At 70.6% G+C, this 26,102-nt stretch carries 32 protein-coding genes; 13 read left to right on the top strand and 19 right to left on the bottom strand.

Going from position 1 to position 26,102, the window contains the following annotated elements:
- Positions 1 to 138: 138 nt before the first annotated feature.
- From ACIP6U_RS47835 to ACIP6U_RS47825, 3 genes are all read left to right on the top strand, one after another.
- Complete coding sequence (locus ACIP6U_RS47835) at positions 139 to 321, top strand: DUF6104 family protein (RefSeq protein ID WP_019058231.1); 183 nt, start codon at positions 139 to 141, stop codon at positions 319 to 321.
- 192 nt (positions 322 to 513) lie between these two features.
- Positions 514 to 1,674, top strand: a complete 1,161-nt coding sequence (locus tag ACIP6U_RS47830; RefSeq protein WP_401729738.1) for a DUF4097 family beta strand repeat-containing protein — start codon at positions 514 to 516, stop codon at positions 1,672 to 1,674.
- Between the two features lies 1 nt (position 1,675).
- A complete protein-coding gene (locus ACIP6U_RS47825; RefSeq protein ID WP_401729736.1) occupies positions 1,676 to 2,788 on the top strand; it encodes a helix-turn-helix transcriptional regulator in 1,113 nt (370 codons plus the stop codon).
- A gap of 129 nt (positions 2,789 to 2,917) precedes the next feature.
- Here ACIP6U_RS47825 and ACIP6U_RS47820 read toward each other — a convergent pair whose 3' ends face one another.
- The 5 genes from ACIP6U_RS47820 to ACIP6U_RS47800 form a co-directional block, all read right to left on the bottom strand.
- A complete protein-coding gene (locus ACIP6U_RS47820; RefSeq protein ID WP_401729734.1) occupies positions 2,918 to 3,559 on the bottom strand; it encodes a hypothetical protein in 642 nt (213 codons plus the stop codon).
- Positions 3,560 to 3,701: 142 nt separating this feature from the next.
- Complete coding sequence (locus tag ACIP6U_RS47815) at positions 3,702 to 4,328, bottom strand: Clp protease N-terminal domain-containing protein (protein ID WP_401729733.1); 627 nt, start codon at positions 4,326 to 4,328, stop codon at positions 3,702 to 3,704.
- Positions 4,328 to 4,537, bottom strand: coding sequence for a helix-turn-helix domain-containing protein (locus ACIP6U_RS47810; protein ID WP_123997798.1), 210 nt, complete (start codon positions 4,535 to 4,537; stop codon positions 4,328 to 4,330). The genes ACIP6U_RS47815 and ACIP6U_RS47810 overlap by 1 nt, the downstream gene beginning before the upstream one ends.
- 118 nt (positions 4,538 to 4,655) lie before the next feature.
- Positions 4,656 to 5,621, bottom strand: coding sequence for a zinc-binding dehydrogenase (locus ACIP6U_RS47805; RefSeq protein WP_401729731.1), 966 nt, complete (start codon positions 5,619 to 5,621; stop codon positions 4,656 to 4,658).
- 268 nt (positions 5,622 to 5,889) lie between these two features.
- A complete protein-coding gene (locus ACIP6U_RS47800; RefSeq protein ID WP_401729729.1) occupies positions 5,890 to 7,122 on the bottom strand; it encodes an NADP-dependent malic enzyme in 1,233 nt (410 codons plus the stop codon).
- Positions 7,123 to 7,710: 588 nt separating this feature from the next.
- On the opposite strand from ACIP6U_RS47800, the gene ACIP6U_RS47795 reads away from it, so the two are divergent.
- From ACIP6U_RS47795 to ACIP6U_RS47785, 3 genes are read left to right on the top strand one after another with little or no spacing between them, the layout of a single operon-like run.
- Positions 7,711 to 8,673, top strand: coding sequence for an ABC transporter substrate-binding protein (locus ACIP6U_RS47795; protein ID WP_401729727.1), 963 nt, complete (start codon positions 7,711 to 7,713; stop codon positions 8,671 to 8,673).
- A 32-nt stretch (positions 8,674 to 8,705) separates the two neighbouring features.
- Positions 8,706 to 9,635: an amino acid ABC transporter permease gene (locus ACIP6U_RS47790; RefSeq protein WP_401729725.1), complete on the top strand. Its 930-nt coding sequence runs from the start codon at positions 8,706 to 8,708 to the stop codon at positions 9,633 to 9,635.
- 21 nt (positions 9,636 to 9,656) lie between these two features.
- A complete protein-coding gene (locus ACIP6U_RS47785; RefSeq protein WP_401729739.1) occupies positions 9,657 to 10,409 on the top strand; it encodes an amino acid ABC transporter ATP-binding protein in 753 nt (250 codons plus the stop codon).
- A 62-nt stretch (positions 10,410 to 10,471) separates the two neighbouring features.
- On the opposite strand, the gene ACIP6U_RS47780 is transcribed toward ACIP6U_RS47785, so the two are convergent.
- The gene (locus tag ACIP6U_RS47780) at positions 10,472 to 11,230 is read right to left on the bottom strand and encodes a methyltransferase domain-containing protein (protein ID WP_401729723.1); all 759 of its coding nucleotides are present in this window, start codon (positions 11,228 to 11,230) and stop codon (positions 10,472 to 10,474) included.
- A gap of 100 nt (positions 11,231 to 11,330) precedes the next feature.
- Here ACIP6U_RS47780 and ACIP6U_RS47775 point away from each other — a divergent pair, with 100 nt between their 5' ends.
- On the top strand, positions 11,331 to 11,960 hold the full coding sequence (locus tag ACIP6U_RS47775) for a CGNR zinc finger domain-containing protein (protein ID WP_401729722.1): 630 nt from the start codon (positions 11,331 to 11,333) through the stop codon (positions 11,958 to 11,960).
- Here ACIP6U_RS47775 and sodX read toward each other — a convergent pair.
- Entirely contained in the window at positions 11,864 to 12,298 is a 435-nt protein-coding gene (sodX, locus tag ACIP6U_RS47770; RefSeq protein ID WP_401729720.1) for a nickel-type superoxide dismutase maturation protease, read from the bottom strand. The genes ACIP6U_RS47775 and sodX overlap by 97 nt on opposite strands.
- A gap of 144 nt (positions 12,299 to 12,442) precedes the next feature.
- Here sodX and sodN point away from each other — a divergent pair, with 144 nt between their 5' ends.
- Complete coding sequence (gene sodN / locus ACIP6U_RS47765; RefSeq protein WP_019058247.1) at positions 12,443 to 12,838, top strand: superoxide dismutase, Ni; 396 nt, start codon at positions 12,443 to 12,445, stop codon at positions 12,836 to 12,838.
- A gap of 110 nt (positions 12,839 to 12,948) precedes the next feature.
- On the opposite strand, the gene ppk2 is transcribed toward sodN, so the two are convergent.
- The 3 genes from ppk2 to ACIP6U_RS47750 are packed head-to-tail and all read right to left on the bottom strand — an operon-like array spanning position 12,949 to position 15,288.
- A complete protein-coding gene (gene ppk2 / locus ACIP6U_RS47760) occupies positions 12,949 to 13,851 on the bottom strand; it encodes a polyphosphate kinase 2 (RefSeq protein ID WP_401729718.1) in 903 nt (300 codons plus the stop codon).
- A 32-nt stretch (positions 13,852 to 13,883) separates the two neighbouring features.
- Positions 13,884 to 14,117, bottom strand: a complete 234-nt coding sequence (locus tag ACIP6U_RS47755; protein WP_401729716.1) for a hypothetical protein — start codon at positions 14,115 to 14,117, stop codon at positions 13,884 to 13,886.
- 16 nt (positions 14,118 to 14,133) lie between these two features.
- Entirely contained in the window at positions 14,134 to 15,288 is a 1,155-nt protein-coding gene (locus ACIP6U_RS47750; protein WP_401729715.1) for an anion permease, read from the bottom strand.
- 102 nt (positions 15,289 to 15,390) lie between these two features.
- Here ACIP6U_RS47750 and ACIP6U_RS47745 point away from each other — a divergent pair, with 102 nt between their 5' ends.
- Genes ACIP6U_RS47745 through ACIP6U_RS47735 form a run of 3 tightly spaced genes read left to right on the top strand, consistent with a single transcriptional unit; the run spans position 15,391 to position 16,984 of the window.
- Positions 15,391 to 15,783 (top strand): helix-turn-helix transcriptional regulator, encoded by a 393-nt coding sequence (locus ACIP6U_RS47745; RefSeq protein WP_401729714.1) that lies wholly within the window; start codon positions 15,391 to 15,393, stop codon positions 15,781 to 15,783.
- A 26-nt stretch (positions 15,784 to 15,809) separates the two neighbouring features.
- Positions 15,810 to 16,223: a VOC family protein gene (locus ACIP6U_RS47740; protein ID WP_401729712.1), complete on the top strand. Its 414-nt coding sequence runs from the start codon at positions 15,810 to 15,812 to the stop codon at positions 16,221 to 16,223.
- A complete protein-coding gene (locus tag ACIP6U_RS47735) occupies positions 16,220 to 16,984 on the top strand; it encodes a VOC family protein (RefSeq protein WP_401729711.1) in 765 nt (254 codons plus the stop codon). The genes ACIP6U_RS47740 and ACIP6U_RS47735 overlap by 4 nt, the downstream gene beginning before the upstream one ends.
- Here the strand turns inward: ACIP6U_RS47735 and ACIP6U_RS47730 are convergent.
- The 5 genes from ACIP6U_RS47730 to ACIP6U_RS47710 form a co-directional block, all read right to left on the bottom strand.
- Positions 16,968 to 17,231: a hypothetical protein gene (locus ACIP6U_RS47730; protein WP_401729710.1), complete on the bottom strand. Its 264-nt coding sequence runs from the start codon at positions 17,229 to 17,231 to the stop codon at positions 16,968 to 16,970. The two genes, ACIP6U_RS47735 and ACIP6U_RS47730, sit on opposite strands and share 17 nt — an antisense overlap.
- Positions 17,228 to 17,545: a DUF952 domain-containing protein gene (locus ACIP6U_RS47725; RefSeq protein WP_401729708.1), complete on the bottom strand. Its 318-nt coding sequence runs from the start codon at positions 17,543 to 17,545 to the stop codon at positions 17,228 to 17,230. Before ACIP6U_RS47725 ends, ACIP6U_RS47730 begins: the two co-directional genes overlap by 4 nt.
- A gap of 82 nt (positions 17,546 to 17,627) precedes the next feature.
- Positions 17,628 to 18,845, bottom strand: a complete 1,218-nt coding sequence (locus tag ACIP6U_RS47720) for an RNA polymerase sigma factor (RefSeq protein WP_401729707.1) — start codon at positions 18,843 to 18,845, stop codon at positions 17,628 to 17,630.
- Positions 18,846 to 18,850: 5 nt separating this feature from the next.
- Positions 18,851 to 19,264, bottom strand: a complete 414-nt coding sequence (locus ACIP6U_RS47715; protein ID WP_401729705.1) for a YciI family protein — start codon at positions 19,262 to 19,264, stop codon at positions 18,851 to 18,853.
- Between the two features lie 290 nt (positions 19,265 to 19,554).
- Positions 19,555 to 20,139, bottom strand: a complete 585-nt coding sequence (locus tag ACIP6U_RS47710) for a dihydrofolate reductase family protein (RefSeq protein WP_401729703.1) — start codon at positions 20,137 to 20,139, stop codon at positions 19,555 to 19,557.
- Positions 20,140 to 20,286: 147 nt separating this feature from the next.
- Here ACIP6U_RS47710 and ACIP6U_RS47705 point away from each other — a divergent pair, with 147 nt between their 5' ends.
- Positions 20,287 to 20,883 carry a TetR/AcrR family transcriptional regulator gene (locus ACIP6U_RS47705; protein ID WP_401729701.1) on the top strand — a complete coding sequence of 199 codons (597 nt, stop codon included), beginning with the start codon at positions 20,287 to 20,289 and terminating at the stop codon, positions 20,881 to 20,883.
- Positions 20,884 to 20,958: 75 nt separating this feature from the next.
- Here ACIP6U_RS47705 and ACIP6U_RS47700 read toward each other — a convergent pair whose 3' ends face one another.
- The 3 genes from ACIP6U_RS47700 to ACIP6U_RS47690 all read right to left on the bottom strand — a co-directional run bounded on the left by ACIP6U_RS47700 (position 20,959) and on the right by ACIP6U_RS47690 (position 24,489).
- Complete coding sequence (locus tag ACIP6U_RS47700; protein WP_401729699.1) at positions 20,959 to 21,579, bottom strand: GNAT family N-acetyltransferase; 621 nt, start codon at positions 21,577 to 21,579, stop codon at positions 20,959 to 20,961.
- 298 nt (positions 21,580 to 21,877) lie between these two features.
- Positions 21,878 to 22,969: a family 2 encapsulin nanocompartment cargo protein polyprenyl transferase gene (locus ACIP6U_RS47695; RefSeq protein ID WP_401729697.1), complete on the bottom strand. Its 1,092-nt coding sequence runs from the start codon at positions 22,967 to 22,969 to the stop codon at positions 21,878 to 21,880.
- 113 nt (positions 22,970 to 23,082) lie between these two features.
- A complete protein-coding gene (locus tag ACIP6U_RS47690) occupies positions 23,083 to 24,489 on the bottom strand; it encodes a family 2B encapsulin nanocompartment shell protein (RefSeq protein WP_401729695.1) in 1,407 nt (468 codons plus the stop codon).
- 210 nt (positions 24,490 to 24,699) lie between these two features.
- Between ACIP6U_RS47690 and ACIP6U_RS47685 the strand changes: the two genes are divergently transcribed.
- Positions 24,700 to 25,620, top strand: a complete 921-nt coding sequence (locus ACIP6U_RS47685; protein ID WP_401729694.1) for a 1-aminocyclopropane-1-carboxylate deaminase/D-cysteine desulfhydrase — start codon at positions 24,700 to 24,702, stop codon at positions 25,618 to 25,620.
- Here ACIP6U_RS47685 and ACIP6U_RS47680 read toward each other — a convergent pair.
- Positions 25,598 to 26,095: a hypothetical protein gene (locus ACIP6U_RS47680; RefSeq protein ID WP_401729692.1), complete on the bottom strand. Its 498-nt coding sequence runs from the start codon at positions 26,093 to 26,095 to the stop codon at positions 25,598 to 25,600. The genes ACIP6U_RS47685 and ACIP6U_RS47680 overlap by 23 nt on opposite strands.
- Positions 26,096 to 26,102 lie beyond the last annotated feature (7 nt).

The raw sequence follows: 26,102 nt of genomic DNA, 5'->3' as shown, positions 1-26,102 counted from the left end.
CGGGGACGCTGGGGGTGCTGTTTGCGTTGTGGGGTCAGTTGTCGGTGGGTTCCCCGATGGCGGGTTTCTTGTGGGGCGGGCCCCCCCCCCCGCGGGGGGGGGGCGCCCCGGCCGTTTCCGCGCACTTATCCTTGACCCATGTACTTCACGGACCGTGGCATCGAAGAACTGGAGAAGCGGCGCGGCGAGGAGGAAGTCACCTTCGAGTGGCTCGCCGAGCAGCTGCGGACGTTCGTCGATCTGAACCCGGACTTCGAGGTGCCGGTGGAGCGGCTGGCGACGTGGCTGGCCCGGCTGGACGACGACGAGGACGACGAGTAGAGACCGACAACCAGACAACGACGAGCAGTTGGCTACGCCGAAGGCGTCCCCTGGCAGGGGGCGCCTTCGGCGTCTCGGGCGCACGGCCGCGCTCCGGATCCCCTGAACGAGTGGCTTGACTTTCCTCGACCGCGATATATCGTGAATAGCGGAAGACGCGATATGGCGCGTCAGGACGGGGAGGTCCGGAACATGTCCGAGTGGTCCGTCGCAGAGCCGAGGAAGCTCACGTTCGATGAGCCCGTGCGAGAGCTGCATGTGCGAGTCGTCAACGGAACGGTGAACGTGGTGGGCGCCGAGGAAGGTTCCGCCCGCCTGGAGGTCTCCCGGATCGAGGGACCTCCCCTGACAGTGACCCAGCGGGACGGCACCCTCACGGTCGCCTACGAGGATCTGCCCTGGAAGGGCTTCCTCAAGTGGCTCGACCGGAAGGGCTGGCGGCGCTCCGCCGTCGTCTCCCTGGCCGTTCCGGTGGACACCCGCGTCGAGGTGGGCGTGGTCGGCGCGGCGGCCGTGGTCTCCGGGCTCGACGGGCGCGCGGAGGTCAAGGGAGTCACCGGCGACACCACGCTGGTACGGCTCACCGGCCCGGTCCGCGCGGACACCGTCTCGGGGAACGTGGAGGCGCAGGCTCTCAGCGGCGACCTCCGTTTCAACTCCGTCTCCGGTGATCTGACCGTCGTCGAGGGCGCGGGCTCCTCTGTCAAGGCGGAGTCGGTGAGCGGCTCGATGATCGTCGACCTCGACCCGGCCGGTCGCCCGACCGACGTCAGCCTGACCAGCGTCTCCGGCGAGATCGCCATCCGGCTGCCGCACCCGGCGGACGCGGAGGTGGAGGCCAACACCGCGAGCGGCTCGGTCTCCAACGCCTTCGAGGACCTGCGGGTGAGCGGCCAGTGGGGCGCCAAGCGGATCACCGGCCGGCTCGGCTCGGGCAGCGGCCGCCTGAAAGCGACCACCGTCTCGGGCTCCATCGCCCTGCTGCGGCGCCCTCCGACGGAGGACGGGCCTGAGGACGGGCCCTGGGACTCGACGCCGGACGACTTCGAGGCCAAGGTCGACGACTTCGAGGCGGAGGTTCCGGATGCGGCTCCGAGCTCCGGCGACGCGGCCCGGGACGCCGACCTGTTGACCAAGGACGCCACCGAGGACACCGCTGAGGACACCCAGGACATCGAAGACACCGCCAAGGACATCGACCCGGCGGCCGAGGGTTCCGCCCCGGCGACCCGGTCCGACGACACCCCGTCGGCCGAACCTGACAGCAACTCGGGGGACAATTCCGTTTCCGGCCCGGGCGACGGCACGAGTGACGCCCCGACCGACGGTACGACCGACAAGAAGGTGCTCTGACATGCCCCCCGTCTTCGCCCACGGCCGCCTGCGCCTCTACCTGCTCAAGCTGTTGGACGAGGCCCCGCGCCACGGCTACGAGGTGATCCGCCTCCTCGAAGAACGGTTCCAGGGGCTGTACGCGCCGTCGGCGGGCACCGTCTACCCCCGGCTCGCCAAGCTGGAGGCGGAGGGCCTGGTCACCCACACCACCGAGGGCGGCCGCAAGGTGTACGCCATCACGGACGCCGGCCGCGCCGAACTCGCCGACCGCAGCGGCGAACTGGCCGACCTGGAGCTGGAGATCCGCGAGTCGGTCGCCGAGCTGGCCGCCGAGATCCGCGCCGATGTGCGCGGCGCGGCGGGCGATCTGCGGCGCGAGATGCGGGCCGCGGCGAGCGAGGCCCGCAGCGGTGCCGGCGCCGGCGCCAGGAGCCGCGGGGATGGCGAACACGCCGGTCCCGCCGGCGACTTCGGGGACTTCACCGACAAGGAGTCCTGGCGCGTCGCCAAGGAGGAGATGCGGCGGGTCAAGCAGGAGTGGAAGGAACAGGCCCGACGGGCCAAGGACGAGAGCCGGCGGGCCCGTGACGAGGCCCAGCGGGCCCGGCGCCAGGCCAAGGAGGCTCAGGAGCGGGCCCGGGCCCAGGCGCAGGAGGAGTTGCAGCGCATCGGCAAGCGGGTCCAGGAGCAGGTGCAGGACCACTTCTCGCGGGGCGACTGGCCGACCGGGGTGCGCGAGGGGCTGACCGAACTGGCCAAGGAGTTCGGCGAGTTCGGGAAGGACTTCGGCAAGGAGTTCGGGAAGGACTTCGGGTTCGGGCGGGGCGGCGCGGGAGCCGGCGCCGGCGCTGGTACCACCGGTGCGGGTGCGGACGCTTCCGGCACGCAGCCCGACTACTCGCAGACACCTGAGGACTTCCCTGCCGAGTTCGAGCCGAGCTGGGCGCACGACGACTCGACGACCGGTGACGCGGCACGTGACCTCGACCGGTTGCTCGACCGCTTCCGGGACGACATCCGCGACGCGGCCCGGGATCACGGGGTCACGGACGACCAACTGCGCGATGCCCGACGCCACTTGTCGACGGCGGCGGCGCACATCGGGGCGATACTGCGTACGCCGAAGGCCTGAGCGGGCGAGCGGGCGAGCGAGCGGGACGGCACCAGGCGCACCCCACAGTGCGCCCGGCCTGCCCCTCACAGCCGGCGCCAGTCACACGCGCCACCAGCCGCATGCGCCGCCGGCCGCATACAGCGCCAGTCACATGCACTGCCAGAGGAACCGGCCCTCCTTGCCGTCCGGGGCGAGAAAGGCGTAACCGACGCCCGAGTCGCCGAAGTCGACGTCGAAGGGCAGTTTGCCGGAGTCGAGCTGGACGACCAGGGACCAGTCGTCGCCGGGAGGCTCCTCGCCCTGGAGCCAGTGCGGTTCGACCCCGGGTCCACCGAGGTACTGCCAGGGCCGACGGTTCACCCCGTCGCCGTCTCCTTCGGCCCCCTCGGCGTCGGCGGCACCCGGCAGATGGTCGACGCCCGCGCTCGGCCCCTCCGCCCGATCCTCGACGGTCACGAACTCAGGGACGCGGCCGTCGGGTTGGATCACGAGGGCGTTCTCCCCGCCCTCAGGGTCGAAGGTGCCGTCGACGGAGTCGTTGCCGCTCCCGGTCATGAAGAGGTACGCGAGCCGACCGCCCGCCAGGGCGAACTGCCCCAGGAACTCCATCGGTCGCCCGGTCTCCCGGGACAGCGGCCACTGCGGCCCCGCCAGCCACACCGGCTGCCCGCCCACCTTGGTCACCGCGTCCCGCACGGCTCCGTCCGCCGGGACGAGGACGAGCGGCACGGGCTCGGACACGGACACGGTCTCGGACACCGGATCGGACACCGGTTCGGACGCAGTCATGGGCTCTCCTTCGAAGGACCAGGTCATTCTCGGCAGGCCCAACCCCAGTACCCATCCCTGACACCCCCACGGCCACATCTTCGCCACCCTGTTCGCCGAGCCCTGGTCGCCGCTGTTCGCCGCTCTCCGGCGCCCGGCCCGATCAGCCGGCCTTGGCCTCGCCGCCGTCGGCACCCGCCCCGTACAGCACCCGTGACAGCGACTCGTACGTCACGCCGTGATCGGCGAGCACTTCGGCCGGTACGCCCGGCATGACAGTGAGGGCCAGGAGGAGATGTTCGTCGCCGACGTGCCGGTCTCCGTGGGCGAGGGTGGCGCGCAGTGCTCGTACGAGGACGTCCTTCGCGCCCCGTTCGAAGGGCCGGCGCCCCAGCCCACGGCTACCGGACCCGCGGCCTCCAGGCCCGCGACCGCCGGTCACACGGCCGCCGCTCCCGCGGTCCCCGGACATCGCCCCGACTCCGTGGACCTCCTCGACCCGGGCGACGATCTCCGAGACGTCGATGCCGAGCCCGGCGAGGGCCTCCGCCTCGGCCTGGGACAACCCGGCCCGGCGTCGCGCCTCGGACAGGGCCCGGCGTACGGACTCCTTGCGCTCGGGGTCGGTCACGCCGAGCGCGGCCAGGGCGAAGGACGCGCGGCTGCCTTGGCGGTCCAGCAGCGCGAGCAGTATGTGCTCGGCGTCCACGGACCGCGCCCCCGACCGTTCCGCCTGCTCCACCGCGCCCTGGACCACCGTGCGGGCGTCCTTGGTGAACCGCTCGAACATCAATGCCTCCCGTACTTCTTGTGCACGGCCTGCCTGCTCACTCCGAGTTCCGCGGCGATCTCCTGCCACGACCAGCCCTGATTGCGGGCGTTGCGCACCTGCACCGCCTCCAACTGCTCCAGCAGGCGGCGCAGGGCGCTGACGGCCCGTAGGCCGACCCGTGGATCGCGATCGCCCGCGCGCTCGGCGAGATCCGTTGCTTCGGTCATGATGTCAACTTACGTTGACACACCTCGCATGTCAACCACAGTTGACAAACGCCGACGGCCGACCCGTCGTGAAGCACAGGTCGGCCGTCGTGGAGGGAGTGGAGAGAGAAGAGCGGGGTCAGCCGTTCGTGAGGACGATCTTTCCGAACTGGTCGCCGGACTCCAGTCGTTCGAAGCCCTCGCGGGCGCGGTCCAGCGGGAGGATCTCGTCGATGACGGGACGTACACCGGTGGCGGCGCAGAAGGAGAGCAGGTCCTCCAGCTCGTCCTTGGTGCCCATCGTGGAGCCGACGACCTTGAGTTCGAGGAAGAAGATGCGGGTCAGTTCGGCGTGCGAGGGGCGGTCGCCGCTCGTCGCGCCGGAGATGACGACCGTGCCGCCGGGACGCAGGGACTTGATCGAGTGCGACCAGGTGGCCGCGCCGACCGTCTCGATGACGGCGTCCACACGCTGCGGCAGCCGCGCGCCCGACTCCACCGCCTCGACCGCGCCGAGTTCCAGCGCCCGCTTCCGCTTGGCCTCGTCCCGGCTGGTGGCGAAGACCCGCAGCCCCGCGGCCTTGCCGAGCACGATCGCGGCGGTCGCGACCCCGCCGCCGGCGCCCTGGACGAGGACCGAGTCGCCGGGGCGGACACCGGCGTTGGTGAAGAGCATGCGGTACGCCGTGAGCCAGGCCGTGGGCAGACAGGCGGCCTCCGCGAAGGAGAGTTCCTTCGGCTTGGGCAGGATGTTCCAGGTCGGGACGGCGACCTGCTCGGCGAAGGTGCCCTGGTAGCGCTCGGTGAGGATGGAGCGGGGTTCCTTGGGGCCGACGCCGTGACCGCTCTGGCCGATCACGGAGTGCAGGACGACCTCGTTGCCGTCCGCGTCGACACCGGCGGCGTCACAGCCGAGGATCATCGGCAGCCGGTCCTCCGGGAGGCCGACGCCCCGGAGCGACCAGAGATCGTGGTGGTTGAGGGAGGCGGCCCTGACATCGACGGTGCTCCAGCCGGGACGGGCCTCGGGGGCGGGTCGGTCCCCCGACTCCAGTCCGGCGAGCGGTTGGTCGCGGTCGATTCGGGCGGCGTAGACGGCGAACATGGCGTCGACGATAGGCTCCGCGGGTTTCGCGGGGAACCGATGGGCGTTGTGACACACGCCCTCTTGCCATGAACGCAGACCAGCGCTTGTCAGCCCGGCCGCACTCAGGGGCCTTCTGCCCGCGCGACGACCGGCGTTTCCTTCTCAGCCGGCTTGGCTTGGCGTCTTTCAGCCCGTCCGGCGTTTGAGGACGAGGCCGCAGGCCGATGGGGGTCTGGGGGCGCAGCCCCCAGGACGCGCACCCCCACCGGCCCGCACAAACGAACCGTCAGCGACGGGCAACGCCCTCGGCCCGAGCAGCCGCAGCCACCGCCGAGGTCACCGCCGGGGCAACCCGCTCGTCGAACGGCGACGGAATCACGTAATCCGCGGCGAGGTCATCCCCGACAACCCCGGCCAGGGCCTCCGCCGCCGCGATCTTCATCCCCTCCGTGATCCGAGAGGCCCGCACCTGCAGCGCACCGGCGAAGATGCCCGGGAACGCCAGCACGTTGTTGATCTGGTTCGGGAAGTCGGACCGCCCGGTCGCCACGACCGCCGCGTACTTGTGCGCGACGTCGGGGTGCACCTCGGGGTCCGGGTTGGCCATGGCGAACACGAACGCGCCCTTCGCCATGGAGGCGACGGCCGCCTCCGCGACCGTACCGCCGCTGACGCCGATGAAGACGTCGGCGCCGGACAGGGCGTCCTCCAGGGAGCCGGTCAGGCCCGCCTTGTTGGTGAAGCCGGCCACCTCGCGCTTGACGGAGGTCAGGTCGTCCCGGTCGGCCGAGACGACGCCCTTGCGGTCGGCGACCGCGACGTCGCCGATACCGGCCTCGACCAGCATCCTGGCGATCGCGACCCCGGCCGCGCCGGCGCCGGAGATGACGGCCCGCAGATCCGCGATGGACCGCCCGCTCAGCCGCGCCGCGTTGCGCAGGGCGGCCAGCGTCACGACCGCCGTGCCGTGCTGGTCGTCGTGGAAGACCGGGATGTCCAGCCGCTCCTGGAGCTTGCGCTCGATCTCGAAGCAGCGGGGCGCCGAGATGTCCTCCAGGTTGATGCCACCGAAGGACGGGGCGAGGCGCACCACGGTCTCGACGATCTCGTCGACGCCGGTGCACGCCAGCGCGATCGGCACCGCGTCCACGCCGCCGAACTGCTTGAACAGGATGGCCTTGCCCTCCATCACCGGGAGGGAGGCCTCCGGGCCGATGTCGCCGAGGCCGAGCACCGCCGTGCCGTCGGTGACGACGGCCACCACGGACGACTTCCACGTGTAGTCGTTGACCAGGTCCGGCTGCTCGGCGATGGCGGTGCACACGCGCGCGACGCCGGGCGTGTAGGCCAGGGACAGGTCGTCCTTGTCACGGAGCGGCACGGTGGCCTGCACGGCCATCTTGCCGCCACGGTGGAGCGCGAACGCCGGGTCGAAGGAATCGAGGGGCTCGGCCCCGCCGTCCTGGTCGCTATGTCCCGGCTTGTTGTCGCTGCGAGGATTGACGATCTCCGCTGCCACTTTGTTTTACCCCTTAAGTCTTCAATGGTTGAGGGTGGGCCACTTCGGGTGAGAAGTGGGCGGGACCGCGCATGCCCACGTGATTGGTGCGTACGGGTCATACGCGACGGGCGCGTCGCACACGCGCCCGGGGCCCCGGATGAGGGGTGTAAAGCACCTTCTTACCGGACGTCCCGCGCCGAGGACGAGTCCATTCGGCGCAAGGTCACATCGCGGGTTGAGAAGGTCACATCTCGATGACAAGAATCGTCATGAAATAAGCGGACACGTCCTCGACAAGCCCCTGACCGGCGCCTAAACAGTGATCAACGCCTCGGGGCGCCGGTCCGCATCCTGGGATGCGCCGAAGATCTTCCGGCCGGAACAGTGGATTCCCGCAGATGGTCCGGACATGTCGTACCGAACCGGCGCGGTTCGGGGGTCACCCGTTATCCGATTTTGACATGGCTGGCACCTTGAACGGCTCAGTCCGAATGGCAAGATGCCGTAATCACACAAGGTCGCGACACCCGAAGCCGTGTGTTCTCGTCGACCCAACGGCACTGTCGACCTGTCGGCAAATCAACCCATCCGCCGGAGGAACCCAAGATGACCGCACGCTCCACGCTTCGTACCACCGCCGCGCACCACCGCCTGGCCGCAGTGGGTGCGATCGCGGTCGCAGGCACTCTGCTGCTCGCCGGCTGCGGCGACCAGACCAAGGACAAGGACAGCTCCGACAGCGGCAGCGCGTCCACCAGCTCGGCCCCGCTGGCCGCCAAGCTCCCCCAGGCGATCCGCGACAAGGGGGTCGTCAAGGTCGGCTCCGACGTCGCCTACGCCCCGGTCGAGTTCAAGGACTCCTCCGGCAAGACGGTCGGCATCGACCCGGACCTCGCGGACGCCATGGGCAAGCAGCTCGGCGTGAAGTTCCAGTTCGAGAACGGCACCTTCGACACCCTGATCACGGGTCTGCGCTCCAAGCGCTACGACATCGCCATGTCCGCGATGACCGACACCAAGGACCGCCAGGAGGGTGTCGACTCCGAGACCGGCAAGAAGGTCGGCGAGGGCGTCGACTTCGTCGACTACTTCACCGCCGGTGTCTCGATCTACACCAAGAAGGGCGACGACCAGGGCATCAAGACCTGGGCCGACCTGTGCGGCAAGAAGATCGCGGTGCAGCGCGGCACGGTCTCCGAGGACCTCGCCAAGGCCGAGGCCAAGAAGTGTCCGAGCGGCAAGAAGCTGTCGATCGAGTCCTTCGACAACGACCAGCAGGCCCAGACCCGGGTCCGCTCGGGCGGCGCCCAGGCCGGTTCCTCCGACTTCCCGGTCACCGCGTACGCGGTGAAGACCTCGGGCGGCGGCAAGGACTTCCAGATCGTCGGCGAGCAGGTCGAGGCCGCCCCGTACGGCATCGCGGTCGCCAAGGACAACACGCAGCTGCGGGACGCCCTGCAGGCCGCGCTCGACGCGATCATCAAGAACGGCGAGTACGACAAGATCATCACGAAGTGGGGCGTCGCCGACGGCGCCGTCACGGCCGCCGCCGTCAACGGCGGCAAGTGACCGCGGCCCGCGGACACTGAGAGGCAATCCCCGTGACTGCTGACATCGACAAGACGGCGGAGCCGCAGGACACTCCCCCGGCCGGACCGGAGGCCATCAAGGCCGTCCCGGTCCGGCACTACGGGCGGTACATCTCGGCCGTCATCGCGATCGCCCTCCTGGTCGCGATCATCTACGCGTTCGGCCAGGGCAAGATCAACTGGAACGCCGTTCCGGACTACTTCTTCGACCACCGCATCATCAAGGGCGTCGGCCAGACGATGCTCCTGACGGTGCTGTCGATGGTGATCGGCATCGTCGGTGGCATCCTGCTCGCCGTCATGCGGCTGTCGAAGAACCCCGTGACCTCGTCCATCGCCTGGTTCTACATCTGGTTCTTCCGGGGCACCCCGGTCCTGGTCCAGCTCTTCGTCTGGTTCAACCTGGGTCTGGTCTTCGAGTACATCAACCTCGGCCCGATCTACAAGAACTACTGGTCGGACTTCATGACGCCGCTCCTGACGGCGCTGCTCGGCCTCGGCCTCAACGAGGCCGCGTACATGGCGGAGATCTGCCGGGCCGGTCTGCTCTCGGTCGACGAGGGCCAGACCGAGGCCTCGCACGCCCTGGGCATGAGCCACGGCAAGACCCTGCGCCGGATCGTCATCCCGCAGGCGATGCGCGTGATCGTGCCGCCCACGGGCAACGAGGTCATCAACATGCTGAAGACCACCTCGCTGGTCTCGGCGGTGCAGTTCTACGAACTCCTGCGCTACGCCCAGGACATCGGCCAGACCTCCGGCGCCCCGGTGGAGATGCTGTTCCTGGCCGCCGCCTGGTACCTGATCCTCACCTCGGTGCTGAGCGTGGGGCAGTACTACATCGAGCGGTACTACGCCCGCGGCTCCAGCCGCAGCCTCCCGGACACGCCGTTCCAGAAGATCAGGGCGAACATGCTCTCCCTCGCGAGCTGGAGGCGCTGACCGATGAGCGACAACACGGCAATGGTCAAGGCCGAGGGCGTGCACAAGTCCTTCGGTCCGGTCGAGGTCCTCAAGGGCATCGACCTGGAGGTAAAGTCCGGCGAGGTCTTCTGCCTCATCGGCCCCTCCGGCTCCGGCAAGTCGACCTTCCTGCGGTGCATCAACCACCTGGAGAAGGTCAACGCCGGGCGGCTGTACGTCGACGGTGAGCTGGTCGGCTACCGCCAGAAGGGCGACAAGCTGTACGAGCTCAAGGACAGCGAGGTCGCGCTGAAGCGCCGGGACATCGGCATGGTCTTCCAGCGCTTCAACCTGTTCCCGCACATGACGGCGCTGGAGAACATCGTCGAGGCGCCGATCCAGGTCAAGGGCGCGAGCAGGGCCGCGGCCCGGGAGCGCGCCGGGCAGCTCCTGGAGCGGGTGGGCCTGGCCGACAAGGCGGGCAGCTACCCCTCACAGCTCTCCGGCGGCCAGCAGCAGCGCGTCGCCATCGCCCGGGCCCTCGCCATGGACCCGAAGCTGATGCTCTTCGACGAGCCGACCTCGGCCCTGGACCCGGAGCTGGTCGGTGACGTGCTCGATGTCATGCGCGACCTCGCCGAGTCCGGCATGACGATGATCGTCGTCACCCACGAGATGGGCTTCGCCCGCGAGGTGGGCGACAGCCTGGTCTTCATGGACGGCGGTGTGGTCGTCGAGTCCGGCAACCCGCGCGACGTCCTGACCAACCCGCAGCACGAGCGGACGCAGTCGTTCCTGTCCAAGGTGCTGTAGCGGTACGACGGTGAAGGGGCGGTACGGAGATCTCCGTACCGCCCCTTTCCGCATGGGCCGGCCTACTTGAGCGCGAGCAGCAGCGTGTCCGACGGCGAGCACCACACCGGACGCGCCTCCTCGAACCCCTTCTCGCGCAGCACGCGTGCGTGCCACTGGGCGGAGGGCATGTCGCCGTCCGCGTGGGCGCCGTAGATCTCGAAGCGGCGGGCGGTGGGGGCGGCGAGGACGGGGTCCTGGGCGGCGCGCTGCCACCACTCGGCCCAGTCCAGGGCGCCGTTGCGCAGGGCCTGGTCCATCTGCCGGTGACGCTGGCCGGATTCGGCCGCGTTGATCCGGGGCGTGGTCTCGTCGATCATGTGGTCGGCGTTCATGAAGACGCCGCCGTGGCGAACCAGTTCGCCGATCTGCCCGTAGAGGGCAGCGAGGGGTTCGGTGTGCAGCCAGTGCAGGGCCGTCGCGGTCAGGACGGCGTCGTACGACGCGTGGGGCAGTCGCGTGGGCCAGTCGGGGTCCTTGAGATCGGCCTCTACGAAGGTGACGCGGTCGTCGCCCTCGAAGGTGCCGCGGGCGATGGCGAGCAGGGCGGGGTCGAGGTCGATGCCGGTGCTGGTGGCGTTCGGGAAGCGGGCGAGCAGGCGGGCGGTGATGCTGCCGGTGCCGCAGGCGAGGTCGAGGACGCGGGGTTCGGGGCCGGCGAAGGCCTCGACCATGTCCAGCATGATCCGGAATCGCTCCTCGCGGTCCGGCATGTACCACTCCTGCTGCCGGTCCCAGCTCTCCTGCCAGGACTGCCAGTCGGTTCCGGTCGCAGTGGCCATGGAATCCCCTCTTCCCTTCAGCCGCGTAATACCCTGGATACACGACCGGCTGTTACCCGACCGCACCCACGACCATAGAGCGCCTCTGTAAGGACTACAAGTGGAACTGGCCTATTACTCGGATTACGCCGTACGTCTCGTCAACACCGAGGAGCCGGCCCGGGGGACGGACGGGCTGACCTCGGTCGAGGCCGTGCGGGAGCTGTTCGGTGCCAACCAGGAGTCGGCGCGGCGCACCACCGACGCCGACGTCACGCGCTTCCGTTCGGTCCGGGCGCGGCTGCGGGCGGTCTTCGAGGCGGCGGACGGCGGGGACGAGACGCTCGCGGTGAACCTGCTGAACTCGCTGCTGCTGGAGTTCCCGGTGAGCCCGCAGATCTCCGGGCACAACTTCCGGGACGACGACGGGCGTCCGCTGTGGCACATGCACCTGGCGGACCACCCGTCCAACGCGACGGCGGGCTACGCGGCGATCGCGGCGATGGGCCTGGCGTTCCACCTCACCGAGTACGGCGTGGACCGGCTCGGCCTGTGCGAGGCGCCCCCCTGCCGCAACGCCTACCTGGACACCTCGACCAACCGCTCCCGGCGCTACTGCTCCGACCGCTGCGCGACCCGCGCCAACGTGGCCGCCTACCGGGCCCGCAAGCGCCTGGAGGCCGACCGGCCGGAGAGCACGGGCCGGGCCGCCGAGAGCACCCAGCGGGCCACCGCGAGCGGCGAGCGCTGATCCGGCTTGGGCGGCCGGTAGCGGAAGCGCACCCTGCCCAGCACCAGGTCCTCGGGGACGGCGCCGTAGTCGGTGCTGTCCCCGCCCGCGTACGAGTTGTCGCCGAGCACCCACCAGCCGCCGTCGCGGCGCTCCACCGCGCGCTTGACGACCAGCAGGTCCTGTTGGAACGGATGCCGCAGGACGACCACGTCACCGGGCCGGATCCTGGCCCCCCACCGCACCACGAGACGGTCCCCGTGCCGCAGTGTGGGCACCATCGACGGCCCGGTCACCTCGGCCACCCCAAAGGGCAGCAGCGCCCTACTCCGCTCGATCTCCTGCGACAGCTCCGGCATCCCCGGCACCTCCCCGGTCGTTCGTCCACCAGTCTCAGTCTGACCCTGGACTTTTGTCCTAAGCCCTAGGGGGCACCCGCGAAATCAAGCTTCCCAGGGAGTAATGTCCCACCTGAGAAGACGATCACGAGGAAGGAATGCTCCATGCTTTCCCGCCTGTTTGCCCCCAAGGTGAAGGTCAGCGCGCACTGCGACCTGCCCTGCGGTGTGTACGACCCGGCCCAGGCCCGCATCGAGGCGGAGTCGGTGAAGGCCGTGCAGGACAAGATGGCCGCCAACGACGACCCGCACTTCCAAGCGCGCGCCATCGTCATCAAGGAGCAGCGCGCCGAGCTCGCGAAGCACCACGTTTCCGTGCTCTGGAGCGACTACTTCAAGCCCCCGCACTTCGAGAAGTACCCGGAGCTGCACCAGCTGGTCAACGACACCCTGAAGGCCCTCTCGGCCGCCAAGGCGTCCACCGACCCGGCGACCGGCCAGAAGGCCCTCGACTACATCGCCCAGATCGACAAGATCTTCTGGGAGACCAAGAAGGCCTGACGGACTTCCCGTCCACAGACCGGCGATCGGTGCACCATCGCAGGTCGACGGGCATCCCGAAGGGGCCCGGCCGAAGTTCTGGCCGGGCCCCTTCGGCGTGCGGACCGGCCTCAGGCGCTCTCGAAGATCCCCTGGTCGTCCTCGCCCGCCTCCAGGAGTCCCGCCGCCTCGCCCACGATGCGTGGGTCGGGGCTGCCCACGACCTCCTCGTCCTTGTCGTGGTAGTCGAAGCGGGCCAGGACGCTGCGCATGGCCTCGACGCGGGCGCGCTTCTTGTCGTTGCTCTTGACCACGGTCCAGGGGGCGTGTTCGGTGTCGGTCTCGCGGAACATGGCGACCTTGGCGGCGGTGTAGTCGTCCCAGAGGTCCAGGGACGCGAGGTCCATGGGGCTGAGCTTCCACTGCCGTACGGGGTCGACCTGGCGGATGGTGAAGCGGGTGCGCTGTTCGCCCTGTGAGACCGAGAACCAGAACTTGATGAGGTCCACGCCGTCGTCCGCGAGCATCCGCTCGAACAGCGGGGCCTGGCGCATGAAGCGGCGGTACTCGTCGTCCGAGCAGAAGCCCATGACCCGTTCGACGCCGGCCCGGTTGTACCAGGACCGGTCGAAGAGGACTATCTCGCCGGCGGTGGGCAGGTGCTGGACGTAGCGCTGGAAGTACCACTGGCCGCTCTCGCGTTCGGTGGGCTTCTCCAGGGCCACCACCCGTGCCCCGCGCGGGTTGAGGTGCTCCGTGAACCGCTTGATGGTGCCGCCCTTGCCGGCCGCGTCCCGTCCCTCGAAGACGATGACGAGCCGGCGCCCGGTCTCCTTGATCCAGCTCTGCAGCTTCAGCAGCTCGATCTGCTGGAGCCGCTTGTGCCAGTCGTACTCCTTGCGCTCCATGCGCTCCGGGTACGGGTAGTTCTCCCGCCAGGTGTCCACCGGGCTTCCGTCCGGGCGGATGAGCACGGGCTCGTCGGGGTCGCTGTAGTCGACCTTCAGGTCGGACAGCAGGGGTTGCGTCGTCATCCCGTCCTCCTCCTGTGGTGGGGTCATCGGCGTCAGTGGAACTGCGGCACGATCAGATAGATCCCGTACGCCACCACGGCCGAACACGCCAGGAAGCAGAGCCCGGCCTGGGCCGCGCCGACGGTCGACGTGCCCCCGCCATCCTCCCGCGCTCCCTCGAAACGGGCGAGACCGAGGACGCCGAGGGCGAAGACGACGACCACGGCCACCGTGACGCCGATGCTCACCGCGGCGACCTGGCCGAGTGCGTTCCAGTCGAGATTCATGTCGGGTCTCCCTGGCTCAGGCGGCGGTGCCGACGTGGGTCGGTGCCACGGTGCGGACGGCGACCTCGTGGTGGTCGTTGACGTTGTCGGCGTGCACCGGGTTGCGGCGCGAGAGGACGACGATGCCGACGGCGACCGCGGCACCGACCAGCGCGACGACGACCGTCCCGAAGTTGCCGCCGTGCTTGACCGCGGCCGCCGAGACGCCGCCGACCAGCGCCGCGCACGGCAGGGTGATCAGCCAGGCGGCGGCCATCCGGCCGGCGACGCCCCAGCGGACCTCCGCCAGACGCCGGCCCAGGCCCGCGCCGAGGATGCTGCCCGAGGCGACCTGCGTGGTGGACAGCGCGAAGCCGAGGTGGGCCGAGGTGAGGATGACGGTCGTGGAGGCCGTCTCCGCGGCGAAGCCCTGCGGGGACTGGATCTCGGTGAGCCCCTTGCCCATGGTGCGGATGATGCGCCAGCCGCCGAGGTAGGTGCCCAGGCCGATGGCGAGACCGGCGCACGCGATCACCCACACCGGCGGCCCCGCGTCGTGGCCGAGGGCGCCCGCCGAGATCAGGGTCAGAGTGATGACGCCCATCGTCTTCTGGGCGTCGTTGGTGCCGTGCGCGAGCGAGACCAGCGAGGCCGAGGCGATCTGACCGAGCCGGAAGCCCTTGGTCACCGACTCCTTGCGGCCCCGGGCGGTCAGCTTGTAGGCGAGGTAGGTGGCCAGCAGCGCCGCGACACCCGCCACGATCGGCGAGGCGACGGCCGGGATCAGGATCTTCTCGACCACCTTGTCGAAGTGGACGCCGTCGGCCCCCGCGCCGACCCACACCGCACCGATCAGACCGCCGAACAGCGCGTGCGAGGAACTGGACGGCAGACCGACCAGCCAGGTCATCAGGTTCCACAGGATCGCGCCGATGAGCCCGGCGAAGATCATCCCCGGTGTGACCAGGGTGTCGTCCACGATGCCACCGGAGATCGTCTTGGCGACCTCCGTCGACAGGAAGGCGCCGACGATGTTGAGCACCCCGCTGATGAGCACGGCGGTTTTCGGCTTGAGGGCACCGGTGGCGATGGAGGTGGCCATCGCGTTCGCGGTGTCGTGGAATCCGTTGGTGAAGTCGAAGGCCAGGGCCGTGACGATGACGACGGCCACGAGGAACGTGATGTGGTCCATTCCTTTATGGGAACAAGCGCTTCCGTACAGCAGGCGAACTCAAGGCAAAGGCAGGTTCAGGACCCGGCACCCGTGCAGTGAGGATCGTGCGATCCTGACGAGGTGAACCTCGACGACCTGGTACGGCTGCGGCAGGCCCGCGACCGGATGGACCGCGAGTACGCCGAGCCCCTCGATGTGGCCGCCCTCGCGAGCACCGCGCTGATGTCGCCGGGCCACTTCCAGCGCAGCTTCCGCACCGCCTACGGCGAGACCCCGTACGGCTACCTCATGACCCGCCGGATCGAGCGCGCCAAGACGCTGCTGCGCCGCGGGGACCTCACGGTCACCGAGGTCTGCATGGCGGTCGGCTGCACCTCCCTCGGCTCGTTCAGCGCCCGCTTCACCGAGCTGGTGGGCGAGACGCCGAGCTCCTACCGGGCCCGCTCGCACGAGGAGAGCGCGGAGATCCCGCCCTGCGTGGTGCGGGCGTACACACGCCCCCGCCGGACGTGACGCCGTATCGACCTTAGGTTGGATCCATGGACCTGAAACTGAGCAACTGTTTCATCGCCGTCGACGACCACGACAAGGCTGTCACCTTCTACTGCGACGTCCTGGGCCTGGAGATCCGCAACGACGTCAAGTACGAGGGGATGCGCTGGGTGACCGTCGGGTCGCCGCTGCAACCGGACGTGTCGATCGTCCTGGAGCCGCCCGCGGCGAACCCGGACCTCTCCCCGGCCGACCGCGAGGCGATGGAGCAGCTGCTGGCCAAGGGCATGCTGCGCGGGGTCAACTTCACCACCGAGGACTGCGACGCCCTCTTCGCGCGCGTCCGGGAATCCGGCGCCGAGGTGATCCAGGAGCCGACGGACATGCCCTACGGAGTGCGTGACTGCGCGTTCCGGGACCCGGCGGGGAACATGTTGCGGTTCATGGAGCGGGCCGCGTGAACCAACCGGTCCTGTGGATCCACGCCTTCATCGACCGACCCCTCACGCACTTCGACCGTGCCTGTGAGTTCTGGACGGCGGTCACGGACACCCGGTTGTCCGAACTGCGCGGTGAGCGGCAGGAGTTCGTGACCCTGGTGCCGAAGGACGCCGATGCCGCGTTCAAGGTCCAAGGGGTCGTCTCGGGCGAGGGCGGTGCGCATCTCGACTTCGCCGTCGAGGACGTGCCGGCGTTCGTGGACTCGGCGCTGAAAGCGGGGGCGGAGGTCGTCACCGAACACGCGCGGTGGGCGGTGCTCGGCTCGCCCGCCGGGCAACTGTTCTGTGTCGGCCCCTGGGAGAACGGGGAGTCGACCCGGCCCCCCGTCGTACGCGGCAGCCGTCTCGACCAGGTGTGCCTCGACCTCGCACCGTCCGTCTTCGACGCCGAAGTCGCCTTCTGGAGCGCCCTGTTGGCCGACTGGCGGTCACTGCCCGGCTCGCGCCCCGAGTTCCACGTGCTCGAGCCGCCGGCCGGCCTGCCGATCCGCATCCTCCTGCAACGCCTCGACGAGGAGCGGCCGGCCTCCGCCCATCTGGACCTCGCCTGCGCCGACATCGACGCCACCCGGGCCGAACACGAGCGCCTGGGCGCCGAGTTGGTGTCCCGCGCCACCCACTGGACGGTGCTGCGCGACCCGACGGGCGGCCTGTACTGCCTGACCGGCCGGGACCCGGAGACGGGCGGACTGCCGAAGGGGGCCGCTACGGCCGGGTCCTGATGAAGCACAGGACGCCTGCGTCATGGTCCCCGTCCCGGTCGGCGGTGGCCGTGGCCGTGACCTGCGGGCACAGGCTCTCCCAGCCCTCCGGAAGCGACGGACTCGGGCTGCTCTCCCCCGGCCCGAGCTGCGACGCCGACTCCGCCGCGTCCCGCAGCAGGAACGTCAGTCCGCCCCCGAGGACCACGACGACCGCCCACACGAGCAGCGCCCGGCGCCACACCAGGCCGCGCGGTAAGCCGGTCACGTCCACCGCTCCACGTCGACGACCGCGGCCACCGGGATCGGCCCGTACACGTGCGGGAACTCCTCGCCGCCGGGCTTCGCGGACTCGTACTTCAGGGGTACGTCGAGCAGATCGGGGTCGACGACCAGGACCACCAGGTCGTCCAGGCCGGCGAAGAACGCGGCGGCGGTGCGCGGGAGTTGGGCGCGGGTCGAGCAGTGGATGAAGCCCTCCTCCTGGAGGGTCCGGCCACGCGTCGAGATCTCGTACGTGCCCGTCGCGCGGGCGGCGTCCCAGTGGGAACGTTCGGTCAGGTGCAGGATCGGCTCGGGCATGGGATCACGGTACGGGGCGCGGCCCCGCCGCCGACACAGCACCGTCCCGCCGCCGACACATCATCGTCCCGCCCCCAACACGTCACGGCCCCAGCCGCGCCGCCCGCGCCCGCAGATACCGCTGCTCCGGCAGGCTCAGGGTCTGCCCGGCGGCCGACTCGTAGGCGGCGCGGGCCTCCTCGTACGCCCCCGCCCGCTCCAGGAGATGTCCGCGCACCGCGTCCGGGCGGTGGCCCAATTCCCCTTCCAGGACGGTGAGTTCCGCGAGCCCGGCGTGCGGTCCTTCGACCATGGCGACGGCGACGGCACGGTTGAGGCGCTCGACGGGACCGGGGACCAGGCGGACCAGGACCTCGTACAGGCCGAGGATCTGGGGCCAGTCGGTGGCCGCCGCGTCCGGTGCCTCGTCGTGCAGGGCTGCGATGGCCGCGCGCACCTGGTAGGGGCCGGCCGGTCCCCTGGCCAGCGCACCCGTGACCAGCGCGACGCCCTCCTCGATCGCCGACTTGTCCCAGCGCTCGCGGTCCTGTTCGTCGAGCGGGACGAGTTCGCCGTGCGGGCCGGTGCGGGCCTCGCGGCGGGCGTCGGTGAGCAGCAGCAGGGCGAGCAGTCCGGCCACCTCGCCGTCCTCGGGCAGCAGCCGGTGGACGGTGCGGGTCAGCCGGATCGCCTCGCCGGACAGCTCACGGCGCTGCAGGCTCGTACCGGAGGTCGCCGTGTAGCCCTCGTTGAAGATCAGGTAGAGGGTGTGCAGGACGGCGGGCAGCCGGTGCTGCCAGTGGTCCGGGCGGCCGAAGCGCACGCCCCGCACCTTCGCCTTGGCCCGGCTGATGCGCTGGGCCATTGTCGGTTCGGGGACCAGGTACGCGCGGGCGATCTCGGCGGTGGTCAGGCCGCCGACCGCGCGCAGGGTGAGCGCGATCTGGGCGGGCGGGGGCAGGTCGGGGTGGCAGCACAGGAAGAGCAGCGAGAGGGTGTCGTCCTCGCGCGGGGCCCGGTCCCCGGCGGTGAGCGGCGCGCGCGGTTCGAGGGCCACGGCCCGCTCCTCGCGCGCCCGGCGGGCCTCGTCGGCGCGCAGCGCGTCCGTCAGCCGCCGCGAGGCGACCTTGATCAGCCAGCCGCGCGGGTTGTCCGGCACACCCGCCGACGGCCACTGCCCGGCCGCCGCGAGCAGCGCTTCCTGTACGGCGTCCTCGGCCGCGTCGAAATGGCCGTACCGGCGCACCAGCGCGCCGAGGACCTGCGGCGCGTGGCGGCGCAGCAGGTCCTCGATGCCGGTGCTCCCGGTGGTGTCGCGCATCCGGCTCAGATGTCCCCGGCGCCGTCCGGGATGGGCCGGATGACCACCGCGCGCTTGACGGCCTCGGCGGGCTGGGGGCAGCGGGTGACGTGTTCGGCGATCTCCGTGACGCGCTCCAGGCTCGCGCAGTCCAGGACCCAGTAGCCGGCCATCAGCTCCTTGGTCTCGCTGTACGGTCCGTCGGTGATCACGGCCTTGCCGTCCTCGCCGAGCGCCACCAGCCGGGTCTTCGCCGGTTCGGCCAGCCCCTGCGCGTCGATGAACTCACCCGACTCGGACAGGTCGTCGTTGAGGGCGCCCATGTAGGCGAACATCGCCTGCATCTCGGCCTCGCTCCAGGCCGGGCAGCCCGGGCTGGGCTTGCCCTGCATGCCGTCGTACTCCGCCTGTGTGCCCTGCACCATGACCAGGTACTTCATGAGTCCGCTCCTTCGGCTCGTGCCGCCCGGTCGTGGGCGGCTTCTCACGGGGGACGTCGGAGCCGGGTCCAGGTTCTCGACAGGGGTGAGGATATTTCTCAGGACTTTTTTTCCGGGGGTTCTTCCGCCGGGTTCGGGAACGTCTCGCACTCGGGGTTCCTGCACGGTCCCGCCACCCATCGCGGGACCCACGCGCCCAGCGTCTTGTGGCGCCGGACGACCGTCTCCACAGGCTGTCCGCAGGCCGGACAGACGTGCTCTGAGCTGTCCATGCCCTCAGCGTAGGACGGTCAGCGCTTGCGCGCGTACGTGCGGACGAGGACGCCGTTGGTGAAGGCGCGTACGGACTCCAGGGTGAAGTCGGTGGCGGAGAAGCCGGCGCCGAACATCGGCATACCGGAGCCGTACACCTGGGGGTAGGTCTTGATGACCAACTCGTCGACCTCGTCGAGCAGTTCGCCGGCCACCCGGGAGCCGCCGCAGAGGTAGACGCCGAGTTCGCCGTCCTCCGCCTTCAGCGCGCGGACCCGGCCGGCCAGGTCCTCGGCGATGATCTCGACGTCCGGGTCAGGGGACGCGTCGAGCGTGCGCGAGGCCACGTACTGGCGCAGGTGGGCGTAGGGGCTGGTGACACCCTCCTTCAGGGCGAGCTCGTAGCTGGCCCGGCCCTGGACGATCGTGTCGAACCGCTTGTTGGGCAGGTCGTCGAGGCCGAGGTGGCGACGGCCCCGGGTCGCGAGGGTCTCGGGGTACTCCGCCGCGAGGAAGCCGAGGAACTCCTCGTCGACGAAGGCGTACATGGACGTCGCGTCACCGGCCGGGTCGCCGATGAAGCCGTCGATGGAGCAGGCGATGAAGTAGGTGAGCTTTCGCAAGCTGTGCTCTTTCCGTAGGCTGCGGATGCCGTGTGAACCACTTCAGTTGTAGTACTTCAGTTGTAGTGGTCGCAAGGGTGTTTCCGGGTGAACCCCGGAACGGGCTCGAGCCGGGCGTAGCCGGTCAGGCAGGAGAGGGGATTCCGTATGGCGGGCAACCCGCGGCGCAGGGCCGCTCTCGTCGACGCGGGCGTCGAGGTGCTGGCGCGCGAGGGCGCGCGGGGGCTGACGTTCCGCGCGGTGGACGCTGAGGCGGGGGTGCCCGCGGGCACGGCCTCCAACTACTTCACCGGCCGCGACGAACTGCTCCGCCAGATCGACGCCCGACTGCACCAGCGCCTCGCGCCCGACCCCGAGGTGACCGGCGAGCTGATGAAGGCGCCGAAGGACCGGGCCCTGGTCGCCGCCCTCATGCGGGACATCTTGGCGCGGGCGACCGGCGACCGGACGGGCTATCTCGCCCTCCTGGAGATGCGCCTGGAGGCCACCCGGCGGCCCGAACTGCGCGCCTCCTACACCGAGTCGGTCCGCGCCGACCTGGAGGAGGGCATGGCGTTCCACCGGGCGGCGGGTCTGCCGGGCGGCGACGAGACGGTCACCGTGCTCTACCTCGCCATGCTCGGCCTGATCCTGGAGCACCTGACCCTGCCGGGCGTCCTGGACGGCGTACTGCCCGGGGTGGGTGTGCCGGAGGGGCTGGTGGAGCGGATCGTGGCGACGGTGGTGCCGGAGGAGGACCCCTGAGGTACGGGGCCCCGTCCGTGCGGCGGCGGGCTCGCGTCGGATACGTCCGGTACGACACGGGGCTCGCGGGATACGTCAGATACGGGGCTCGCGCCACATCGGCCACATCTGCGGGCCGTCGGGCAGGTCGAGGGGGCGGTCGTTGAGTTCGAAGCCGAGACGTTCGTACAGGGCGCGGCTGCGGGCGCTGCTCGCCTCCAGGTACGCGTGCAGGCCCTCGCGGTCGCAGCGGTCGAGCTCGTGGCCGATGAGCGCGGCGCCGAGGCCTTCGCCCTGGCGCCCCGGTACGACGCCGATCATCCACAGGTACTCGTGCGGGCGGTCGGTGGGGTGGATGTCCTGCGTCAGCCGGCCGATCAGCTCGACGCGCTCGTTCTCCGGGTCGACGGCGGCGCGCAGTTGGACGGGCCCGTCGTCCTCGCCGTCGGAGCCGGCTTCACCGTCGGAGTCGGCGTGCTCCCCCGCGGGCACGGACAGCCACAGCGCGCACGCGGCGCCGTCCTCGGCGATGTCTATCCGGCCCTCGGCGAACACGATGTCCGTGAAGGCCGCCATCAGCCGGTGATGGGTCGCCCGGAAGTACTCCTCGCCGGGGAAGACCCAGTTGCTGACCGGATCCTCCTGGAAGGCCTCGTCCAGCAGCCTCACCACCAGCTCCCGGTCGCCCTCGCCCGCCGTCCGGATCACCACGCCCATGGATCGCCCCACCCCTCGTCTCAACCAGCCTTGGCTGTACGGGCGTTGACCCTACCGAGTGCGTGTGGGCGTACAAGGGCGGGCCCCGCACACCGTGGGGATGTGCGGGACCCGCCCGAACCGGAGCCGACGCCGACCGTGCGGGGTCAGGAGCCGCATGATCGGTCGATCGGGTCCGGGGTCCAGATACCTGCCCAGAACCTGCCCAGAACCTGCCTCCGCTATCTGTCCGGTGGCCGCCCGGTATCCGCGCTTCGGCTGAACCGGTCCTGTGGGGGCCCGGTATCCGTGTTCCGGCTCAACTGCTGCGCCGCGTAACGAATTCCGCCAGCGCCAGCAGTCCGCCCGCCGCCTCCGGGTCGGCGACCGCGCGGGTCAGTTCGTCCATCGCGCGGGCCATCCGGTCGGCGGCCTGGACCTGCGCCCAGTCGCGTCCGCCGGCCCGCTCCACGGCCAGCACCGTCCGCTCCAGATCCTCCTTGGCGTAAGGGAGTTCGTACAGCTGGGCCAACTCGGCAGCCGCCGGGGTGCCCGAGGTGAGCGCGGCGACGACGGGCAGGGACTTCTTGCGGACGGCCAGGTCCGCGCCGGCCGGCTTGCCGGTGCGCTTCGGGTCGCCCCATATGCCGATGACGTCGTCGATCAACTGGAAGGCGAGCCCGGCCTGGCGGCCGAACGCGTCCAGCGCCTCGACGTCGTCGTCCGACGCCCCCGCGTACAGCGCGCCCAGGGCGCACGCGCACCCCAGCAGAGCGCCCGTCTTGGCCTCGGCCATGGTCAGCACCTCGTCGAGGGTGACCTCGCCGGGGTGCCGCCGCTCCAGCGCCGTGTCCGCGTGCTGTCCCGCGCACAACTCGACGACACAGGCGGCGAGTCGGGCGGCGGCCGCCGAGGACGCCGGGTGCGGGTCCTCGGCGAGCAGCCCCAGGGCCAGTGCCTGCAACGCGTCCCCGGCGAGGATCGCGTCGGCGTCGCCGAACACGGTCCACGCCGTGGGCCGGTGCCGGCGGGTGGTGTCGCGGTCCATCACGTCGTCGTGCAGCAGCGTGAAGTTGTGCACCAACTCCACGGCCGCGGCTGCCCGTACGGCCGCTGCGCGCGCCCCCGGTCCGCCGAGAGCGGCGGCCGCGGTGAGGACCAGCGCCGGGCGTATCGCCTTGCCCGCGCTGCCCGCCGCCGGTGTGCCGTCCGCGTGTTCCCAGCCGAAGTGGTAGAGCGCGATCCGGCGCATGGAGCCGGGCAACGAGTCGATGGCGGCGCGCAGTTCGGGGTCGACGGACGCCCGGGTGCGCTCCAGGATCTCCGCCGCCTCGTGCCCGTCGAGCGACGGCCCGGCGACGGACGACTGCTCCGCCGCCGGCTGTTGCTCCGCCGTCCTGAACTCGGCCATGGGATCTCCCTCGGTCAGTCCGCGGACGGTGGAGCTTCCGCTGCCGCTGGGCGCGTACGACCGAGATCTACCCTCCCCGACCGGCGCGGACACGGCCCGGAGGTGCAGAAACGTCACCTCCAGCGGCCGATCTCGACGTTCTCCAGAACGCCGAGCGCGTCCGGCACCAGGACCGCGGCCGAGTAGTACGCCGTCACCAGGTAGTTGATGATCGCCTGTTCGTTGATGCCCATGAAACGCACGGACAGGCTCGGCTCGATCTCGTCCGGGATGCCCGCCTGCTGCAGACCGATCACGCCCTGCTCGGCCTCGCCGGTGCGCATCGCGATGATCGAGGTCGTACGGGCCTCGCTCACCGGGATCTTGTTGCACGGGTAGATCGGCACACCGCGCCAGGTCGGGATGCGGTTTCCGGCCACCTCGATGGTCTCCGGGACCAGTCCGCGCTTGTTCAGCTCGCGGCCGAACGCGGAGATCGCGCGCGGGTGGGCGAGCAGCAGCTTGGTGCCGCGGCGCCGGGTGAGCAGCTCGTCCAGGTCGTCGGGGCTGGGTACGCCGTCGTGCGGCTGGAGGCGCTGGTCGTACTCGCAGTTGTTGAGCAGTCCGAACTCGCGGTTGTTCACCAGCTCGTGCTCCTGGCGCTCCTTCAGCGCCTCGACCGTCAGCCGCAGCTGCTGCTCGGTCTGGTTCATCGGCTGGTTGTAGAGGTCGGCCACGCGCGAGTGGATGCGCAGGACGGTCTGCGCGATGCTCAGCTCGTACTCGCGCGGCCGGGCGTCGTAGTCGACGAAGGTGTGCGGGATGTCCGGCTCGCCGGAGTGGCCGGCCGCGAGGTCGACCTCCTTCTCGCCGAACTTGTTGGTGCGCTGCTCCGGGATCGAGCGCGCCTGCTGGAGGTGCTCGCGCAGGGAGTCGGAGCGCTCGGCGACCATCTCGACGTCCGAGCGGGTCAGCGTCAGCACCGTGCAGGCGGTGACCGCGCGGGCCGTGCACTCCCAGATGGCGTCCGGGCCCAGCAGGGCCGCCTCGCCGAAGTAGGCGCCGTCGGCGAGCACGCCGAGGACCGCGTCGTCGCCGTAAGGGCCCTGGCCGATCTTCTCGACCCGGCCGTGTGCCAACAGGTAGACCTCGTCGGTCGGGCTGCCGAACTCGGCGATCACCTCGCCCGCCGCGATCTCCCGCTGCCGGCAGCGCTGGGCGAGTTCGGCGAGCACCTCCTCGTCCTCGTAGGAGCGCAGGACCGGCAGTTCGCCCAGCTCGGCGGGGATGACCTCGACCCGGTCCCCCGTCTTCACGAATGTGACCCGCCCGTCCCCCACGGCGTAGCTCAGTCGCCGGTTCACCCGGTACGTACCGCCCTGGACGTTCACCCACGGCAGCATGCGCAGCAGCCAGCGCGAGCTGATCTCCTGCATCTGCGGCGCGGACTTGGTCGTGGTGGCCAGGTTCCGCGCGGCAGCCGTGCCGAGACTCTGCTGCGGCTTGCCCTGCTCCGTACGGACCTCTTCGCCTACCGACATATGAGAATTGCCCTCCCGGTCTGCACCGGCGCCGGTCAGCGCCGGAGCATCAATGTGCACGGGCAACCCTTCCATCACGGAGCGTGCCGGTGCTATTACACGAAAGAGCGGGAATGGATCACCAGCGGCTGGGAAGAGTCGGACGCATAGTCGATTGGCACGTCGAACACCGAACGAGCGGGACCGCCCCACGGCCGGGACAATGGCCGGGTGACCGGCTCCGACAACCCCGCCGCCCCCGACCCGGCGGCCGCCCTGCACCCCCGACTCCCCTCCCCTCTCCAGGAGTTGGCCGACGAGCGGTTCGCGCGCCACGGCGTCCGTCTCCTCCTCAAGCGGGACGACCTGATCCACCCGGAGCTGATCGGCAACAAGTGGCGCAAACTCGCCCCCAACCTCACCGCCGCAGCCGGCCGCCCCGTCGTCACCTTCGGCGGCGCGTACTCCAACCACCTCCGGGCCACGGCCGCCGCCGGCCGCCTGCTCGGCCTGCCCACGATCGGTGTGGTGCGCGGCCAGGAACTGGCGGACCGACCCCTCAACCCCTCACTCGCCCGCTGCGCGGCCGACGGCATGCGACTCCACTTCGTCGACAGGTCGACGTACCGCCACAAGACCGACCCCGACACCCTCGCGCGCGTGCTGCGCGAGGCCGACGCGTCGGACGCCTACGTCGTCCCGGAGGGCGGCAGCAACACCGAGGCGGTACGCGGCTGTCGGGCCCTGGGTGAGGAACTGCGCGGCCACGCGGACGTCGTCGCCCTCCCCTGCGGCACCGGCGGCACCCTGGCGGGCCTGGCAGCGGGCCTCGCCCCCGGCCAACGCGCCCTGGGCGTCCCGGTCCTCAAGGGCGGCTTCCTGGGCGCCGACATACGATCCCTGCAACACGCGGCCTTCGGCGGCCCCCGCGGCGACTGGACCCTCGACGACCGCTTCCACTTCGGCGGCTACGCGCGCACGTCCCCCGAACTCGACGCGTTCGCGGGGGATTTCGAGGAGCGGCACGGGGTGGCCGTCGAGCGGGTGTATGTCGCCAAGTTGCTGTACGGACTTGTCGCCCTTGCCGACGAAGGCGCGTTCCCACGCGGGACGACGGTGGCGGCGGTGATCACCGGACGGCCCTTTCCCTGAGCCGGCCTATGGCACGCAGGACGTCGTCCCGGTTCTTCGCCCGCTTGATCCACACCGGCAGGCGCGCCACCAGCGTCATCTTCCGTCCGGTGTCGTACCAGGGCGCCCGCTCACGAAGCCGCGCCTGGACGAAACGGCTGATCAGGTCGAGGTGTTCGAGGTCGTACGCCCACAGCCACCCGTGTCGGGTCTCGACCTGGAGCCACAGCGGCGTGCCGAAGTACGGATCCGTCACGGGACCGGCCGAGCCGCGGGCCGGCGCGACCTCGCGGCCGCTCCACATCCGCGACAGCCCACAGCCGCGGCAGACGAGACGTCGAGGCCTGAACAGCAACCAGGCCCGGGGGTCGTAGGCCCCCGGCTCCGGAACCACACGGGCGGCCTTCGCGCAGCCCGGGCAGCACACGATGATCGAGCCGAGGAAGTCGTCAGCGGTGTGTCGCGGGTCCCGGAAGCGGCCGGAGGGCGGAGCCATGCCGGGA

The organism is Streptomyces sp. NPDC088794 (assembly GCF_044750545.1).
In the GTDB taxonomy this organism is placed as follows: Bacteria; Actinomycetota; Actinomycetes; order Streptomycetales; family Streptomycetaceae; genus Streptomyces.
The sequence above is the reverse complement of the archived record's forward strand: the minus strand, read 5'-3'. Positions and strand labels throughout refer to the sequence as shown.

Bases quoted from the DNA above. Each gene is read 5' to 3' on its own strand.
- ACIP6U_RS47805 (WP_401729731.1), bottom strand. From the start codon at position 5,621: ATGTTCGCCGTCTACGCCGCCCGAATCGACCGCGACCAACCGCTCGCC.
- ACIP6U_RS47690 (WP_401729695.1), bottom strand. From the start codon at position 24,489: ATGTCGGTAGGCGAAGAGGTCCGTACGGAGCAGGGCAAGCCGCAGCAG.
- ACIP6U_RS47820 (WP_401729734.1), bottom strand. From the start codon at position 3,559: ATGACTGCGTCCGAACCGGTGTCCGATCCGGTGTCCGAGACCGTGTCC.
- ppk2 (WP_401729718.1), bottom strand. From the start codon at position 13,851: ATGACGACGCAACCCCTGCTGTCCGACCTGAAGGTCGACTACAGCGAC.
- ACIP6U_RS47750 (WP_401729715.1), bottom strand. From the start codon at position 15,288: ATGGACCACATCACGTTCCTCGTGGCCGTCGTCATCGTCACGGCCCTG.
- ACIP6U_RS47825 (WP_401729736.1), top strand. From the start codon at position 1,676: ATGCCCCCCGTCTTCGCCCACGGCCGCCTGCGCCTCTACCTGCTCAAG.
- ACIP6U_RS47700 (WP_401729699.1), bottom strand. From the start codon at position 21,579: ATGGGCGTGGTGATCCGGACGGCGGGCGAGGGCGACCGGGAGCTGGTG.
- ACIP6U_RS47705 (WP_401729701.1), top strand. From the start codon at position 20,287: ATGGCGGGCAACCCGCGGCGCAGGGCCGCTCTCGTCGACGCGGGCGTC.
- ACIP6U_RS47680 (WP_401729692.1), bottom strand. From the start codon at position 26,095: ATGGCTCCGCCCTCCGGCCGCTTCCGGGACCCGCGACACACCGCTGAC.
- ACIP6U_RS47795 (WP_401729727.1), top strand. From the start codon at position 7,711: ATGACCGCACGCTCCACGCTTCGTACCACCGCCGCGCACCACCGCCTG.
- ACIP6U_RS47740 (WP_401729712.1), top strand. From the start codon at position 15,810: ATGGACCTGAAACTGAGCAACTGTTTCATCGCCGTCGACGACCACGAC.
- ACIP6U_RS47715 (WP_401729705.1), bottom strand. From the start codon at position 19,264: ATGAAGTACCTGGTCATGGTGCAGGGCACACAGGCGGAGTACGACGGC.
- ACIP6U_RS47830 (WP_401729738.1), top strand. From the start codon at position 514: ATGTCCGAGTGGTCCGTCGCAGAGCCGAGGAAGCTCACGTTCGATGAG.
- ACIP6U_RS47810 (WP_123997798.1), bottom strand. From the start codon at position 4,537: ATGACCGAAGCAACGGATCTCGCCGAGCGCGCGGGCGATCGCGATCCA.
- sodN (WP_019058247.1), top strand. From the start codon at position 12,443: ATGCTTTCCCGCCTGTTTGCCCCCAAGGTGAAGGTCAGCGCGCACTGC.
- ACIP6U_RS47835 (WP_019058231.1), top strand. From the start codon at position 139: ATGTACTTCACGGACCGTGGCATCGAAGAACTGGAGAAGCGGCGCGGC.
- ACIP6U_RS47780 (WP_401729723.1), bottom strand. From the start codon at position 11,230: ATGGCCACTGCGACCGGAACCGACTGGCAGTCCTGGCAGGAGAGCTGG.
- ACIP6U_RS47755 (WP_401729716.1), bottom strand. From the start codon at position 14,117: ATGAATCTCGACTGGAACGCACTCGGCCAGGTCGCCGCGGTGAGCATC.
- ACIP6U_RS47720 (WP_401729707.1), bottom strand. From the start codon at position 18,845: ATGCGCGACACCACCGGGAGCACCGGCATCGAGGACCTGCTGCGCCGC.
- ACIP6U_RS47815 (WP_401729733.1), bottom strand. From the start codon at position 4,328: ATGTTCGAGCGGTTCACCAAGGACGCCCGCACGGTGGTCCAGGGCGCG.
- ACIP6U_RS47695 (WP_401729697.1), bottom strand. From the start codon at position 22,969: ATGGCCGAGTTCAGGACGGCGGAGCAACAGCCGGCGGCGGAGCAGTCG.
- sodX (WP_401729720.1), bottom strand. From the start codon at position 12,298: ATGCCGGAGCTGTCGCAGGAGATCGAGCGGAGTAGGGCGCTGCTGCCC.
- ACIP6U_RS47785 (WP_401729739.1), top strand. From the start codon at position 9,657: ATGGTCAAGGCCGAGGGCGTGCACAAGTCCTTCGGTCCGGTCGAGGTC.
- ACIP6U_RS47725 (WP_401729708.1), bottom strand. From the start codon at position 17,545: ATGCCCGAGCCGATCCTGCACCTGACCGAACGTTCCCACTGGGACGCC.